This window comes from Enemella evansiae (genome assembly GCF_004362375.1).
Classification (GTDB): Bacteria; Actinomycetota; Actinomycetes; order Propionibacteriales; family Propionibacteriaceae; genus Enemella; species Enemella evansiae.
Genome location: NZ_SNXA01000011.1, coordinates 103,729 through 118,426, shown reverse-complemented (window position 1 = coordinate 118,426; position 14,698 = coordinate 103,729). Strand labels below are relative to the sequence as shown.

The following is a 14,698-nucleotide window of genomic DNA, read 5'->3' as shown; positions in this document are numbered from 1 at the left end:
CCGGTCAGCGGCGGCGTTCGGCAGCCGCACGCCACAGCTGCAGGGAGGCGTACGAGCGCCAGCCGGCGACCGGGCGGAGCTGCTCGGCGGTGATACCGCGGGCCTCGGCCTCCCGGCGCAGCACCAGATCCGAATCCAGCCAGACATCCGGGTCGCCGCAGGCCCGCAGCAGGATGTAGCCGGCGGTCCACGGACCGATCCCTTTCAACGCCAGCAGGGATTTCCGCACCCGGTCCAGGTCCGGATCGGTGAGATCGACCGTGCCGGCCTCCACCGCGGCGGCGAGAGTGTGCAGCGCCCGCTGCCGGGAGCCGGGCATCGCGAACCGGGCCGGGTCGACCGCCGCAATCCGTGCACTGGTGGGGAACAGGGCGGTCAGCCCGAACGGCTCCCCGGCCCGCCGCAGCTCCTCGGGCAGCGGATCACCGTGCTCGTCGACCAGCCGTTCCGCGGCCCGGGTCGCACCGGCCAGCGAGATCTGCTGGCCGAGCAGCCCGCGGACCGCGGTCTCCGGCCGGTCCAGGGTGCCGGGGATCCGGATCCCGGGATGGTCGGCGACCAGGCCGGCGAGTGCGGGTACCCGGGCGAGCGCCGGATCGATGAGCGACGGGTCGGCGGCCAGATCGCACAGCGCACCGGCCCGGGTCCGCGCCTCGGCCAGATCGGCCGGGTCGCTCAGCCAGCAGGTCAGCTCGACCCCGTCCGGGCGGCCGGTCAACCGCAGCACCGCCGGCCCACCGGGCAGGCGGACCGTGCGGGCGAAGGTGTTCTCGTCGGCGTACTCCACCCCGGTCACCACCCGGACACCGAGAAATCCCAGCAGCGCCCGGAAATCGAACGGTGGCAGGGCCGGCAGGAGCTCGCTGCTGCTCACCGGCGGGGGAGAGCTCACCGGTGGAAGGCCTCGACCCAGGCATCGGTACGCAGCTCGGAGACCTCCACCGCGACCCCGGGGAGCTCCTCGGTGACGAGCCGGGACAGCACCGGCAGCCAGGTCCACTCCGCCGCCCAGTGCGCCACATCCAGCAGCACCGGTGCCTCCGCCCACTCCAGCGCCTCGGTGGCCGGGTGGTGCCGCAGATCCGAGGTCAGATAGAGATCGGCGCCGGCGGCGCGGGCCGCGTCCAGATGCGAGTCACCGGCCCCGGCCAGCACCGCCACGGTGCGCACCGTCCGCTCCGGGTCACCGCCGAGGCGTACTCCCGACACCGTCTCCGGCAGTGCCGCGGCCACCTGGCGGGCGAAGTCGGCGGCACTGCGTTCGGGGGAGAGTACGCCGAGCCGGCCGATCCCGGCGTCGCGGTCGATGGGCGCCAGTTCCAGCACGTGGTAGGCGGGCTCCTCATAGGGGTGAGCCGCCAGCAGCGCGTCGACCACCGCGGCCCGCTGCCGCCGCGGCAGCACCATCTCCAACCGGTCCTCGCGCACCTGCTCGGTCTCACCGACGCTGCCGGTGAACGGGTTCGCACCGCTCAGCGGGCGGAACGAACCGGTACCGGGGCTGGTGAAGTGGCAGCGTTCGTAGTCGCCGATCGCACCCGCCCCCGCGGCCGACAGCGCATCCACCACGGCCTGGGTGTGGTCGCTCGGGACGAAGCAGACGAGTTGATCCAGGGCTTGCCCGGTGTGCCGCGGATCCAATGGCTGCAGCTCGGACAACCCGATCACCTTCGCGAGCGCCTCGCAGACCCCGTCGCTCGGGATGTCGGCGTTGGTGTGCGCGGCCAGGCAACCGATCCGGTTGCCGGCGAGTTCGAGCAGCATCCGGCCCTTCGGGTGGCGGGCATCGATGCCGTGGATTCCCTTCAGCAGCAGGGGATGGTGCGCGATGATCGCATCGGCGCCCACCTCGATCGCCTGCCGGACGACCGGCAGGGTGATGTCGACGGTGAGCAGCACCCGCTGCACCGGCCAGTCCGGATCACCGCAGACCATCCCCACCTGGTCCCAGCCCTCCGCGGTACGCGGCGGGTAGTGGCGGTCGAGAAACTGTTGCAGGTCACCGAGTGTCGTCACCCCAGCGACCCTACGCGAGGTCCCACCCGACACGTTCATCGAGTAGGTCGCCATGCGGAGCGAAGCGGAGCAATGGCGGCCGTGTCGAGATGAACAGGTCCCAGGGCGGGCCCCGCGTCGGTTGAGCGAGGGAGGGACGACCGAGTCGAAACCTCGCGGGGTGGGGGCACGGCCGGCCAGGGAGGACGGGTTGTTGCTGGTGGCCCGTTCGGAACTTGCGGCTCGATCCGGGAATCGACCGGTTTGCTCGCCGATCGCACATCGAGCCGCAGATTCCGACCGGGCGGGCCGGGGGAGCAGCAGCTGAGCGTCGGCGAATCGCCTGCGGGACTCATCTCGACACGCTGGTCCGGCTCCGCTTCGCTGCGCCGGAGCAGCTACTCGATGAACGTCGAAACACCGCTTCGCTGCGCATGGCGGCCTACTCGATGAACGGGGACTCAGCCGGCGTTGAACTCCCGGGCCCGCAGGGCGCGCAGCGCATCGTCGCGGCCCTCACCGATGATCCGGCGGGCGGAGTCCTCGATCTGGGCCTCGGCCAGCCAGGAATCCAGTCGGTGCAGGAAATCCTGATCGGCATTCGGCCACGGGAAGAGGTAGGTGAGCGCGGCCTGCGCGAACACTGTGCCGTTGGATTCCCAGACACCCTTGCGGCCGGAGATCAGCTCCGCCAGATCCAGATAGCGCTCGGCGTAGGGCGCCAGCACCCCGGCCTGGCCGGCCTGGTTGAACTGCAGGCAGATGCTGCGGTGGGTCTCGTTGGGCAGCCCGGCGGTGGCGGTGGCCAGCTGCCAGGCGGCGGCCTTGTCGGCCTCCCCGGGCAGGGCGGCGCGGGCGCCGGCGGCGTGCTCGGCACCGGAGATGGTGTTGTCGCGCTGCAGCTCGGCGTCCAGCTGCTCGGCACCGACCGCACCGAGTCTGGCCAACTGGGTGAGCAGGTGCCAGCGCAGCTCGGTGTCGATGGTCAGCCCCGGCGGCACCTCCTCATCGTTCAGCCAGCCGTTCAGCAGCTCCACCCCGGCGTCGCTGTCGACGCTGCTGGCCAGCGCCCGCGCGAACGCCAGCTGGTGGTCCGAACCCGGCGCCGCATCGCGGAGCAGGCCGGCCAGTCCGGTGATCAGCTGGGTGCGCAGCTCCGGCTGCCGATCGGCGGGCACATAACGGGCGAGCGCGGTCTGTGCCTGACCGAGGACCCGGGAGACCGCGGTCTGATCGGTCTCGGTGGCCACCCCGGTGAGCGCCAGCTGCAGGTAGTCCGCCACCGGCAGTTCGGCGTCACGGCACATGTCCCAGGCCGAACCCCAGAGCACGGCGCGGGCCAGCTCGTCGTCGACCTGGTCGAGATTCTCGACCGCGGTCCGCCGCGAACGCGGGTCCAGGCGTACCTTCGCGAAGGTCAGGTCGTCGTCGTTGACCAGCACCAGATCCGGTTGGTGCTTGCCGATCAGCTCCTTGACCGGGGTCAGCTCACCGGCCACATCGGTCTCCACCCGGTGCACCCGGCGCAGCTTTCCGTCGATCGATTCATAGAGGCCGATCGCGATCCGGTGCTGGCGCAGCGTCGGGTGTTCGGCGGAGGCCGTCTGGCGGATCGCGAACTCGGTGATCACCCCGGAGCGGTCGGTGCTGAACTCGGCCGCCAGGGTGTTCACCCCGGCCGATTCGAGCCACTGCTTCGACCATTCGGTGAGGTTCCGGCCGGAGGATTCCTCAAGCACGGCAAGGAGATCGGTCAGCTCGGTGTTTCCGAAGGCGTGCTTCTCGAAATAGCGGCGGGCCCCCGCCAGGAAGGCATCCCGGCCGACGAAGGCGACCAGCTGACGCAGCGTGGAGGCGCCCTTGGCGTAGGTGATGCCGTCGAAGTTCAGCTCGACCGCTTCCAGGTCGACCATGTCGGCGGCGATCGGGTGGGTGGAGGGCAGCTGATCGGCCCGGTACGCCCAGTTCTTGCGGGCGTTGCTGAACGCCGCCCAGGCGTGGTTCTCGTCGGTGTCCAGCTGCGACTGGGCGAAGTGCGATGCCCACTCGGCAAAGGATTCCTTCAACCACAGGTCATCCCACCAGCGCATCGTCACCAGGTCGCCGAACCACATGTGCGCCAGCTCGTGCAGGATCGTGTTGTCGCGGGACTCGTACTGCGCGGCGGTCGCCCGGGAGCGGAAGATCAGGTCGTCGCGGAAGGTGACCAGCCCGACGTTCTCCATCGCGCCCATGTTGTATTCCGGCACGAACGCCTGGTCGTAGGACTCGAACGGGTACGGCGTACCGAAGTGCTTCTCGAAGACCTCGAAACCACCCTGGGTGGTCGCCATGATCCGGTCCAGGTCCAGCTTGTCCGCCAGCGAGCGACGGCAGACGACCGAGGCGGGAATGGTGCCCTTGCTGCTGGTGATGGTGGCCTGCTCGCGGTGGTAGTCGCCGGCCACGATCCCGGTCACATAGGTCGAGATCCGCTTGGTGGGTTGGAAATCCCAGCGGGCGAAACCATCGCCGATCGGCTTCGGCTCGGCATCGGGGGAGTTGCCGAGCACGGTCCAGCTCTCCGGCGCCAGCACCGAGACGGTGAAGCTCGCCTTCAGATCGGGCTGCTCGAGGTTCGCGTAAACCCGCCGCGCATCGGCCGGCTCGAACTGGGTGTAGAGGTAGATGCCACCGTCGGCCGGATCGACGAAGCGGTGCAGGCCCTGGCCGCTGCGGCTGTAACGGTGTCTGGCGACGACGGTGAGCACGTGGTCGCCCTTGGTCAGCTCGATCGGCAGCCGTTCGCCGTCGAAGTCGGTGGTGTCCAGCGGCTTGCCGTCGAACTCACCGGAGAGCAGTTCGTCGGCGATCGCGTCGACGTAGGTCATCCCGGCGTCGGAGGAGAACCGGATCGTGCTGCTCGTCACGAAGTTCTGGTCCCGCTGCTCCAGGTCGGCTCCACTCGGGTCGCGGCCGGTCAGATCGATGACCAGTTCATAGGCATCGGTCCGGACCAGGCCGGCGCGGGCGTGGGCTTCCTGACGCGTGATGTTCGCTGGGTACAACGGGGCCTGCTTTCGGTGGGCGTCGCTCGGGCGGGCACGGTCATGTGGTTCGAGTTCGACGCACGAGCCTACTGTCGGTGACTGCCCGACCAAAACCCCGGCGGAGGTCCGGATCGGGGGCAGCGCCGATCAGCGATGACCCGCACTCCTAGACTGCACCCATGACGCAGACCGATGCACCTGTCACGACCGTCGATCTCTGGTTCGACCCGCTCTGCCCCTGGGCCTGGATGACCTCCCGCTGGCTGCTCGAGGTGGAGAAGGTACGCCCGGTGAAGGCCGTCTTCCACGTGATGAGCCTCTCGGTGCTCAACGAGGGCCGCGACCTGCGCGAGGAGTACCGCGCCAAGATGGACGCCGGCTGGCGCGGCGTCCGCGTCGCCCTGGCCGTCGAGGAGAAGTACGGCTCGGACAAGCTCGGTGAGTACTACACCGCCATCGGCACCCGGATCCATCCCGGCGGTGAGGACGGCAGTGAGCGCGCCACCATCGAGGCCGCGCTGAGCGAGGTCGGCCTGCCCACTGAGCTGGCCGACGCCGGTTGGACCGATGCGAACGACGAGGCGCTGAAGCGCTCGCACCACGAGGGCATGGACCCCGTCGGTGACGAGGTCGGTACGCCGGTGATCCACATCAACGGTGAGGCCCTGTTCGGCCCGGTGATCTCCCCGGCCCCCAAATGAGCAGGCCGGTCGCCTGTTCGACGGCTTCTCGCTGCTGACCGAGTACGACGGTTTCTTCGAGGCCAAGCGGACCCGCACCCGCGACCCGATCTTCGACTGAGTCTCACAACGGTCATCGAGTGGCTGGCCGGGCGCAGCGCAGCGGAGCCGGGGCAGCGTGTCGAGATGACTCCGCAGGTGTGGGTGGGGTCGATGATCCACTGCGCCGCTCATCTCGACACGCTCGCTGCGCGAGCTACTCGATGAGCGTGTGGTTACGTTCGCTGCGCGAGCTACTCGATGAGCGTGTGGTGACGGTCATCGAGTAGCTGGCCGGGCGGAGCGGAGCGGAGCCGGGGCAGCGTGTCGAGATGACTCGGTCCGCCTCAGAGTTCGGCGGCGAGGGCGGTGACCAGGTCGGCGGCGGGGAGGTCGACGGCGCGGCGATAGTTCGTACCGGCCCACAGATGCAGGCTGTCGGCGTCACCGGCGGCTGCTGCTGCCTTGCGCAGCGGGCCGGTGAGCTGGTTGACCTGCGGGTAGGCGGCCGGGGCGTCGGCATCGTGTTCGTCGATGAATCGGTTCCGCAGCCCACGGGCCGGCCGGCCGGAGAAGGCGCGGGTGACCACCGTGTCGCGGCGTCTGGTGAGCGCCTTGCGATGGGTCTCGTTCGTACCGGCCTCGGGGCAGCGCAGGAACAGGCTGCCCAGCTGCACCGCGGTCGCCCCGGCGGCCAGCAGTTCCCGGATCTGCGCCGCGGTACCGATGCCCCCGGCGGCGATCAGCGGCAGCTCCACCGCCGCGCGGACCTCGGCGAGCAGGTCGGCCAGCGGCAGCGTCGACGGTTCGTCGGTGACCCGGTGGGTACCGCGATGCCCGCCGGCATCCGGGCCCTGCACGCAGAGCGCGTCCATCCCGCGATCGGCGGCCGCCCGGGCCTCGGGCACGGTGGTGACCGTGCCCACCAGCGCCGACCCGGCGGCGTGCAACCGCTCCGCCTCCTCGGCCGACGGCAGCCCGAAGGTGAACGACACCACCGCGACCGGGCCCCCGGCGAGCAGCTCCAGTTTCGCCGCCCAGTGGTCGGTATCTGACCAGTCCAGCTCGCCGACCGCGGCACCCAGCCGCTCCGCGTCGGGCCGCAGGGATTCGGCGTACGCCGACAGGTCCTGTCGCTGCTGCGGCTCGGGCACGAACAGGTTCACCCCGAACGGCCGGTCGGTCAGCTCGCGGGTCCGGGCGATCCGTTCCGCCAGTGCGTCCGCGGTCAGGTAACCCGCCGGCAGATAACCGAAGCCACCGGCCTCGCAGACCGCGGCGACCAGCTCCGGCGTACTCGGCCCGCCGGCCATCGGCGCCAGCACGATCGGCAACCGGTGCGCGGGCAGTGCGGAGTCGGCGATGATCGGGATTTCTGTCATGGCAGCACAATAGGCTGATTGCTGCCAGCTGCTCCGAACGATCAGCCCAACCGATCAGAAGGAAGAATCGTTGCCCGAGGGACACACCCTGCACCGGCTCGCCGACGACCTGTCGACGGCCTTCGCCGGCACCAGCCCGCGCGTCAGCTCCCCGCAGGGCCGGATGGGCGAGGCCGCGGCCCTGGTCGACGGCACCGAGCTGGAGTCGGCGAGCGCGCACGGCAAGCACCTCTTCCTCGACTTCGCCGGCGACCGGGTGATCCACGTGCACCTGGGCCTGATCGGCAAGTTCACCCTGACCCCTTTCGCCCCGCCGACCGGTCAGGTGCGGCTGCGGCTGGCGAACGACGAGACCGCCGCCGATCTGCGCGGCCCGCAGCTGTGCGCGCTGCGGACGCCGGCCGAGGTGTCCGCCCAGGTCGCGAAGCTCGGGCCCGACCCGCTGCGCACCGACGCCGACCCGGAGCTCGCCTGGCGGAAGATCCAGCGCTCCGGCAAGCCGATCGCCGCTCTGCTGATGGACCAGAGCGTGTTGTCCGGGGTCGGCAACGTCTACCGGGCCGAGGTGCTGTTCCGCAATCGGCTGTCCCCGATGACCCCGGGCAACCAGCTGCGGCGCCAGTCCTGGCGGGCGATCTGGTCCGACCTGGTCGAACTGATGCCGATCGGCGTGCGCGACAACCGGATCGACACCGTCCGCGACGAGCACACCCCCGAGGCGATGGGCCGCCCACCGCGCCGCGACGACCACGGCGGTGAGGTCTATGTCTATCGCCGCAACGGCATGGATTGCCTGGTCTGCGGCCGCGAGGTGCGGACCCAGCTGCTGGAGGGCCGCAATCTGTTCTGGTGCGCGACCTGTCAGCGGCGCCGATGAGCGAGACCGAGGCCGTGCTCGGCTGGGGCTGGCAGGCGGCGGGGGAGCGGTTCGGCTGCCAGCTCGAGTTCGACGAGAACGGCACCCTGACCGGGCTGCAGGCCGGCGGCGGGGAGCAGATCATCGACCGGCTCGCGGTGGCCGGCATCCGCCGGGACGGCGAGCTGCACCGCTGGGAGCCGCGGCAGCTCTGGCTGGAATCCGATGAGGTCGAGGCCCGCGGCGACTGCGCCGGCCTGCAGCTGCGGGTGCGGCACAACCTGGACCACACCTGGCAGCTGCGGGTGCTGCTGCGCAATGCCACCGATCACGAGATCGCCATCGACGGGCTCGTCCTCGACGCCGCCGCCGGAAAGGACGCGCTGCTCACCGTGTACGCCGCCGGCGCGCTCGGCCTGCTCGGCTGGCACCGCCTCGGTACCGGCCCATCGGGCCCATCCGGCCCGGCCGGCCCGCAGACCCTCGGGTTGCGCCTGGGCCGCGGTGACCTCGAACTCGTCGACGGTGAGCTGCGTACGCCGCCGCTGCGGCTCGGCCCGGGGAAGGCGTACACCCTCACCCTGCACGGTGAGTGGTACGCCGACCAGACCGCGCTGGCCGCGCGGCTGCCGCAGTGGTTCCCGCCGCGGCTCGACCTCGACGTCCATGCCGACCCGGACCCGCTGCTGGAACATCCCGACGCCGCGCTGGAGTGGAGCGATCCGGGCCGGTCGCTGCGCACCCTGAGCATCGCCGGGCCGGAGGGGTTGATCCGGCTCGATGTCGCATTCGCCGACGAGGAGCCCCTGCTGCGTGGCGTCGTGGACGCGATCCGCGGCCAGGGTCGGCTCGCCGACGCGACCCAGGCGCTGGTGCTGCAGCACGCCGCCCACCGCCAACTGCTCGGCGCCGACGAGGCCGCCCAGCTGCTCACCGAGTACGCCGAACGCACCCCCGACGACCCGTCACCGCGCCGGGTGCTGGTCTGGATCCGGATGCACGCCGATGGTCTCGACCTCGGCGAGGATCTGCTGCAGCGCGCCGCCGACGAGCTCGCCGGGCTGCCCGTCGGGCCCGGGCACGGCCTGGCCACCCTGCACCTGTGGATCCGGCAGCGACTGACCGGCCAGGAACCCGACCCGACCGGCCCACTGACCGCGATCGCCGCGGCCGCGGCCGACCCGGTCACCGATCCGCTGCTGCTGCTCGAACTCGGCACGGTGCTGCCGGCGCTCCCCGGTGACCCGCGCCGCGCCCGGGCCGAGCGGCTCGCGGACCTGCTCACCGGCACCCGGCCCGCCGAACCGCACCCGGCGTACCCCGACCAGGAACTCGCCCGCCTGCTCGCGGTCCGCTCACTCGCCCAGCGGCCGGACACCGAGCTGCTCCGCCGGCTGCTGGCGCGCGCCGCCGACGCCGCGGATCCCCTCGCCGCCACCGATGCGCTCTCCTGGCTCGCGCTGCGGGAGGTGGAGCCGGCGTGAACGCCGGGCGCGACGACCCGATCGGTGGCAGGGTGGGCAGATGCAGGTTCTGCGCCGCGCGGTGAGCGCCCTCCTCCGACGCACCCCGTGGGTCTTCTCGCGGTTGCTCTATCTGGGCCTGGTGCTGCAGGTGGTGCATCTGCTGTTCGGTTCGGCGATCTGGATCCGCCGGGTGGTCGGGGTCTATTCGATCGCGTTCTTCGACGTGATCGGCTCCTCGCTCGGCTTCGGCGCCTTCCTGATGATCCTCGGGTGGGGACTGACCCGGCGCAAACGGCTCGCCTGGTGGGTGACCGTGCTGCTGCTCGGCCTGCAGGCCGTGGTCAACCTGTTGCTGATCGTCTCGCTGCTGATCGTGGAGAACGTCCGCGGGGACCGGCGGGTGCTGGCCATCGCCGTCGTCTCCCTGGTCACCAGCACCCTGATGCTGGTCTGGCTGATCGCCGCCCGCAAGCAGTTCGGGGCCCGGTCCCCGCGCGGCAACTGGCTGAAGGCGCTGCTGGTGCTGGTGATCGGCTTCACGGTGACCGCCGGGATCGGCGCCCTGCTGGTGATGGTGGTCCCGGCCGACCCCGGCCGGCGCGGCCCGGTACCCCGGCTGGAATGGCTCTGGCACCGGCTGCTGCACGACAGCGCCGGTCCCACCCTGGCGATGCCGCGCTGGGTGGCGGCGCTGCTCGGCTTCCTGCAGGCGGTCAGCCTGCTCGCCGCGTTCTGGGCGCTGCTGCGCTCCCAGATGAACGCGGTCGCCCACAACCCGGGTGACGAACCGCTGGTGCGCGCCCTGGTCGCCGAGTCCCCGGACGATTCGCTGGCCTACTTCGCCACCCGCCGGGACAAGTCCTGGTGCTTCGCCGACGACAGCCGGGCCGCGATCGCCTACCGGGTCGTGCTGGGCTGCTGCCTCGCCTCCGGCGACCCGGTCGGACCTCGACAGGAGTGGCCGAGCGCGATCCGCGCCTGGCAGCAGATGGCACACGACTACGGCTGGACCCCGGCGGTCATCGGGGCCTCGGAGACCGGTGCGGAGGCGTACGCCCGCCACGCCGACCTGCGCATCGTGAAGCTGGGCGACGAGGCCGTCCTCGAACCGCGCAACTTCAACCTGGACAGCCACGAGCTGCGTCCGGTGCGGCAGGCGGTCGAGCGGATGCGGCGGCTCGGCTACACGGTCCGGATCCGGCGCCACGATGCGATCGACCCGGTCGAGATGGAGCGGCTGATCGAGCTCGCCGACCGCTGGCGTGACACCGAGGAGGAGCGCGGCTTCTCGATGGCACTGGGCCGCCTCGGCGACCCGCTGGACGGTGGCTGCTTGATGGTGGAGGCGCTGTTCGCCGATGACGAGCAGCGCGCCGGTACCGAGGTGGCCGGGCTGTTGTCCTTCGTGCCGTGGGGGCCGGACGGTTATTCGCTGGATGTGATGCGCCGCAACCCGGAGGCGGACAACGGGGTCACCGAGCTGATGGTCGCCGAGCTGATGGCCTCGGGCGTACGCCGGGTCTCGCTCAACTTCGCGGTCTTCCGCTCCGCCTTCGAACGCGGTGCGCAGATCGGCGCCGGGCCGCTGATCCGGCTCTGGCGGCGGCTGCTGCTGTTCGCCTCCCGCTGGTGGCAGCTCGAGTCGCTGTACCGCTCCAATGTGAAATATCGACCCGACTGGCTGCCGCGCTATCTGGGTTACGACCCGGAAAGTGGCGATGTGGCGCTGGTCGGCGCGGCCTCCGGGGTGGCCGAGGGATTCGTCGACCTGCCGGCCTGGCTGGTCGGCAAACCGACCCTGGCACCGGCCCCGACGCTGGCCGAGGTGGAGGCCGTGCTGCCCGTCCCGACCACCCCGCCGGACACCCGACCCGAACAGGTCCGGATCCGCGCCGGCAAGCGGGAGCGGCTGCTGGCCGGCGGGGCCGATCCCTACCCACCCGACTTCCAACCGACCGCCACCTGTGCCGATGCCACCGGGGAATGCTCGGTCGCCGGCCGGGTGCTGCGGATCCGTGACCACGGTGGGGTGATCTTCTGCGAGCTGCGGGACTGGTCGGGGGACCTGCAGGTGCTGTTGTCGGCCGACCGGGTCGCCGACCTGCAGCACTTCGGCCGCGACGTCGACCTCGGTGACCATGTCGGCTTCCACGGGGTGGCCGGGGAGTCGCGCACCGGCACCCGCTCGCTGCTCGCCGACGGCTGGCGGCTGACCGCCAAATCGCTGCGGCCGCTGCCGGACAAGCGCGGCGGGCTCAGCGACCCCGAGGCCCGGGTCCGGCAGCGCTACCTCGACCTGACCATCAACCGGAGCGCCGCCGCGCGGCTGCGTACCCGGTCCGAGGCGATCAGCGAGGTCCGCCGGATCCTGCTGGACCGTGGTTTCCTCGAGGTGGAGACACCGATCCTGCAGGCGATCCACGGTGGTGCGAACGCCCGCCCGTTCCGCACCCACATCAACGCCTACGATCTCGACCTCTATCTGCGGATCGCCCCGGAGCTCTATCTCAAGCGGCTGCTGGTCGGCGGCGTCGACCGGGTCTTCGAACTCGGCCGCAACTTCCGCAACGAGGGCGCCGACGCCACCCACAACCCCGAGTTCACGATGCTCGAGGCCTATCAGGCGTACGCCGACTACACCACCATGCGGCATCTCACCAAGGACCTGATCACCGGTGCGGTGACCGCGGGCACCGGTGGCACCACCCTGCTCGGCCGCGATCACACCGGCACCGTGCAGGAGGTGGACCTGGCCGGTGACTGGCCGGTGGTCACGGTCAATGACGCGATCTCGACCGCCTGCGGGGAACCGGTCACCGCCGACACCGACCGGGAGGCACTGGTCGCGCTGGCCCGCCGCCTGGACATCCCGATCGACGCCCGCTGGACCCGCGGCAACGTGCTGCTCGAGCTCTATGAGCACCTGGTCGAGGACCGCACGGTGGCCCCCACCTTCTATACCGATTTCCCGGCCGAGGTGTCCCCGCTGACCCGCCAGCACCGCACCGACGACCGGCTCGCCGAACGCTGGGACCTGGTCGCCTTCGGCGCCGAGATCGGTACCGCCTATTCGGAGCTGGTGGACCCGGTGCTGCAGCGGCAGCGGCTCACCGAGCAGTCACTGCAGGCCGCCGGGGGCGACCCGGAGGCGATGGAACTGGACGAGGACTTCCTGGTCGCGCTGGAACACGGCATGCCACCGGCCGGCGGTCTCGGGATGGGCATCGACCGGTTGGTGATGATGATCACCAACACCTCGATCCGCGACGCGATCACCTTCCCGCTGGTCCGCCCCCGGCGGGCGGGAAGGGGCTGAGGGTGGCCGTCACGATCGCCAATGTGAACGATTTCGGCGGCCGCGCGATCCACTGGCGCGAGCAGTCGGGCAGTGGACCGACGGTGTTGCTGATGAACGGGGCCGGGCTGGCCGCCGAGCACTGGGACCAGGTGGTGGCGCTGTTGCCCGGGCGGCATCTGGTGCGGTTCGACCGTCCCGGGATGGGTGGTACGCGATGGCCGGGTACGCTGCCGACCCTGGCGGAGGAGGTGCGCAGCCTGACCGAACTGGTCCGCACCGTGGGGGCCCCGGCGGTGCTGGTCGCGCACTCGATGGCCGCCTTCCATGCCGAGGCGCTGGCCCGGCTGCGGCCCGAGCTGGTCGCCGGAATGGTGCTGGTCGACGGCTCGGTCGAGTTCCCGGCCAGGCCCCCGCGCGCGGTCGGCGTACGCCTGATCCGCTCCCTGCAGCAGATCGCGCGCCGGGCCCCGGTGCTGCATCTGGGTTCGCTCGCGCATCGGGCCGGGGCGTCGTTGCAGAGCCGCCGGCTCACCCTGCGGCACCAGTGGGAGCGCCGGGTCGGTGAGCTCTACGACGATCCGGAGTCGGTGGCGATGGGGTTGGCCGAATCGGCCGCCTATCCCCGGCAGGCCTGGGATCTGCTGGCGCTGCGCCGCGACCACCCGATGCCGGACCTGCCGGTGCTGGTGCTCACCGCCGCCGACCAGACCGTCGAGCGGGACTGGCCGGTGCGGCAACGGCGGTTGACCCGATTGCTCGGCGGCCGCCAGTTGCTGGTGGAGGGTTCGGACCATCTGATGATGATCGACCGGCCCGAGGTGATCGCCGACGGGGTGCGGGCCCTGCTGCCAACCGATTCCCTCGACGGCTAGGGTTCCTCCCAGTTTCGCTGCCCGCAGTGGTGCGTGGAAGGGAGGGACGATGGCCACTCGAGTGACGCTCAGCGAGGTCGCCGAACTCGCCGGCGTGCATCGTGGCACCGCGTCCCGTGCCCTCAATCCGCAGACCGAGTCGCAGCTCAACATCGACACCGTACGCCGGGTCAAGCAGGCGGCGGAGTCGCTCGGTTATGTCCCGGATGCGTTGGCCCGCGGGCTGCGGATGAGCCGGTCGATGACGGTCGGGATGATCATCCCCGACCTGACCAGCCCGATCTTCCCGCCGATCGTGCGGGGGATCGAGGAAATCCTGCAGCCACAGGGATACACGGCGCTGCTCACCAACAGCGACGGCGATCTGGCGGTGGAGAGCAGCCTCTACGACTCGCTGCGGCAGCGTCGGGTGGACGGGTTCCTGCTCGCCACCGGCCGGCTCGATGAGCAGCCGGTGCTCGCCCGGGCGCAGGCCGACGGGGTGCTCGCGGTGATGGTCAACCGGGAGGCGGGCAGGGCGCCGTTCCCGGCGGTGATCGCCGATTCGCAGGCCGGCATCCGGATGGCCCTGGATCACGTGCTCGAGCTCGGTCACGGGCGCATCGTGCACCTCTCCGGCCCGACCAGTTTCTCCACCACCCGGCAGCGGCGGGAGGCGTTCGTCACCGCCGCGCGCGGGGTCGCCGGCCTGGAGTGGGGAGTGCACGAGGCCGCGGACCTGTCGATCGCCGAGGGGGAGCGGGTGATGGCGGAGGTGCTCGCCACCAGCCATCGCCCGACCGCCGTGCTCGCCGGCAACGACCTGCTGGCCCTCGGGGCGTTGCATACAATCCGGCGGGCCGGGTTGCGGTGCCCGGAGGACCTCTCGGTGCTCGGATTCAACGACATGCCGTTCGCCGGCGACCTCTCCCCGGCGCTCACCACGATCCATGTACCGCTGCGGCAGATCGGCTGCGAATCCGCGCGAATGCTGCTGCAGGCCATCAATTCCGGCGTTCAGAAGCCGATCACCAGAACCCTGCCGGTGAGCCTGCAGGTGCGTGAGTCGACCGGTCCCGTCCCAGCCTGACCCGGCAGGTGT

General features: G+C 71.1%; 9 protein-coding genes and 1 pseudogene. 6 read left to right on the top strand and 4 right to left on the bottom strand.

Features of this window, described 5'->3' with window-relative positions:
* Positions 1 to 4: 4 nt before the first annotated feature.
* From C8D81_RS15160 to pepN, 3 genes are all read right to left on the bottom strand, one after another.
* On the bottom strand, positions 5 to 892 hold the full coding sequence (locus C8D81_RS15160) for a DNA-3-methyladenine glycosylase family protein (protein WP_166646834.1): 888 nt from the start codon (positions 890 to 892) through the stop codon (positions 5 to 7).
* The gene (locus C8D81_RS15155; protein WP_229119644.1) at positions 889 to 2,016 is read right to left on the bottom strand and encodes a Nif3-like dinuclear metal center hexameric protein; all 1,128 of its coding nucleotides are present in this window, start codon (positions 2,014 to 2,016) and stop codon (positions 889 to 891) included. Before C8D81_RS15155 ends, C8D81_RS15160 begins: the two co-directional genes overlap by 4 nt.
* Positions 2,017 to 2,456: 440 nt before the next feature.
* Positions 2,457 to 5,042, bottom strand: a complete 2,586-nt coding sequence (gene pepN / locus C8D81_RS15150) for an aminopeptidase N (protein WP_094432113.1) — start codon at positions 5,040 to 5,042, stop codon at positions 2,457 to 2,459.
* 161 nt (positions 5,043 to 5,203) lie between these two features.
* On the opposite strand from pepN, the pseudogene C8D81_RS15145 reads away from it, so the two are divergent.
* Positions 5,204 to 5,825, top strand: a pseudogene (locus tag C8D81_RS15145) (mycothiol-dependent nitroreductase Rv2466c family protein).
* Between the two features lie 265 nt (positions 5,826 to 6,090).
* Here C8D81_RS15145 and C8D81_RS15140 read toward each other — a convergent pair.
* Positions 6,091 to 7,125 carry an NAD(P)H-dependent flavin oxidoreductase gene (locus C8D81_RS15140; RefSeq protein ID WP_133626364.1) on the bottom strand — a complete coding sequence of 345 codons (1,035 nt, stop codon included), beginning with the start codon at positions 7,123 to 7,125 and terminating at the stop codon, positions 6,091 to 6,093.
* A gap of 70 nt (positions 7,126 to 7,195) precedes the next feature.
* Here C8D81_RS15140 and C8D81_RS15135 point away from each other — a divergent pair, with 70 nt between their 5' ends.
* The 5 genes from C8D81_RS15135 to C8D81_RS15115 are packed head-to-tail and all read left to right on the top strand — an operon-like array spanning position 7,196 to position 14,686.
* Entirely contained in the window at positions 7,196 to 8,002 is an 807-nt protein-coding gene (locus C8D81_RS15135) for an Fpg/Nei family DNA glycosylase (RefSeq protein WP_133626363.1), read from the top strand.
* Complete coding sequence (locus tag C8D81_RS15130) at positions 7,975 to 9,465, top strand: hypothetical protein (protein ID WP_133626362.1); 1,491 nt, start codon at positions 7,975 to 7,977, stop codon at positions 9,463 to 9,465. Before C8D81_RS15135 ends, C8D81_RS15130 begins: the two co-directional genes overlap by 28 nt.
* Before the next feature lie 40 nt (positions 9,466 to 9,505).
* Positions 9,506 to 12,763, top strand: a complete 3,258-nt coding sequence (gene lysX / locus C8D81_RS15125) for a bifunctional lysylphosphatidylglycerol synthetase/lysine--tRNA ligase LysX (protein WP_133626361.1) — start codon at positions 9,506 to 9,508, stop codon at positions 12,761 to 12,763.
* A gap of 2 nt (positions 12,764 to 12,765) precedes the next feature.
* Entirely contained in the window at positions 12,766 to 13,617 is an 852-nt protein-coding gene (locus tag C8D81_RS15120) for an alpha/beta fold hydrolase (RefSeq protein WP_133626360.1), read from the top strand.
* Positions 13,618 to 13,666: 49 nt separating this feature from the next.
* A complete protein-coding gene (locus C8D81_RS15115) occupies positions 13,667 to 14,686 on the top strand; it encodes a LacI family DNA-binding transcriptional regulator (protein WP_133626359.1) in 1,020 nt (339 codons plus the stop codon).
* Positions 14,687 to 14,698 lie beyond the last annotated feature (12 nt).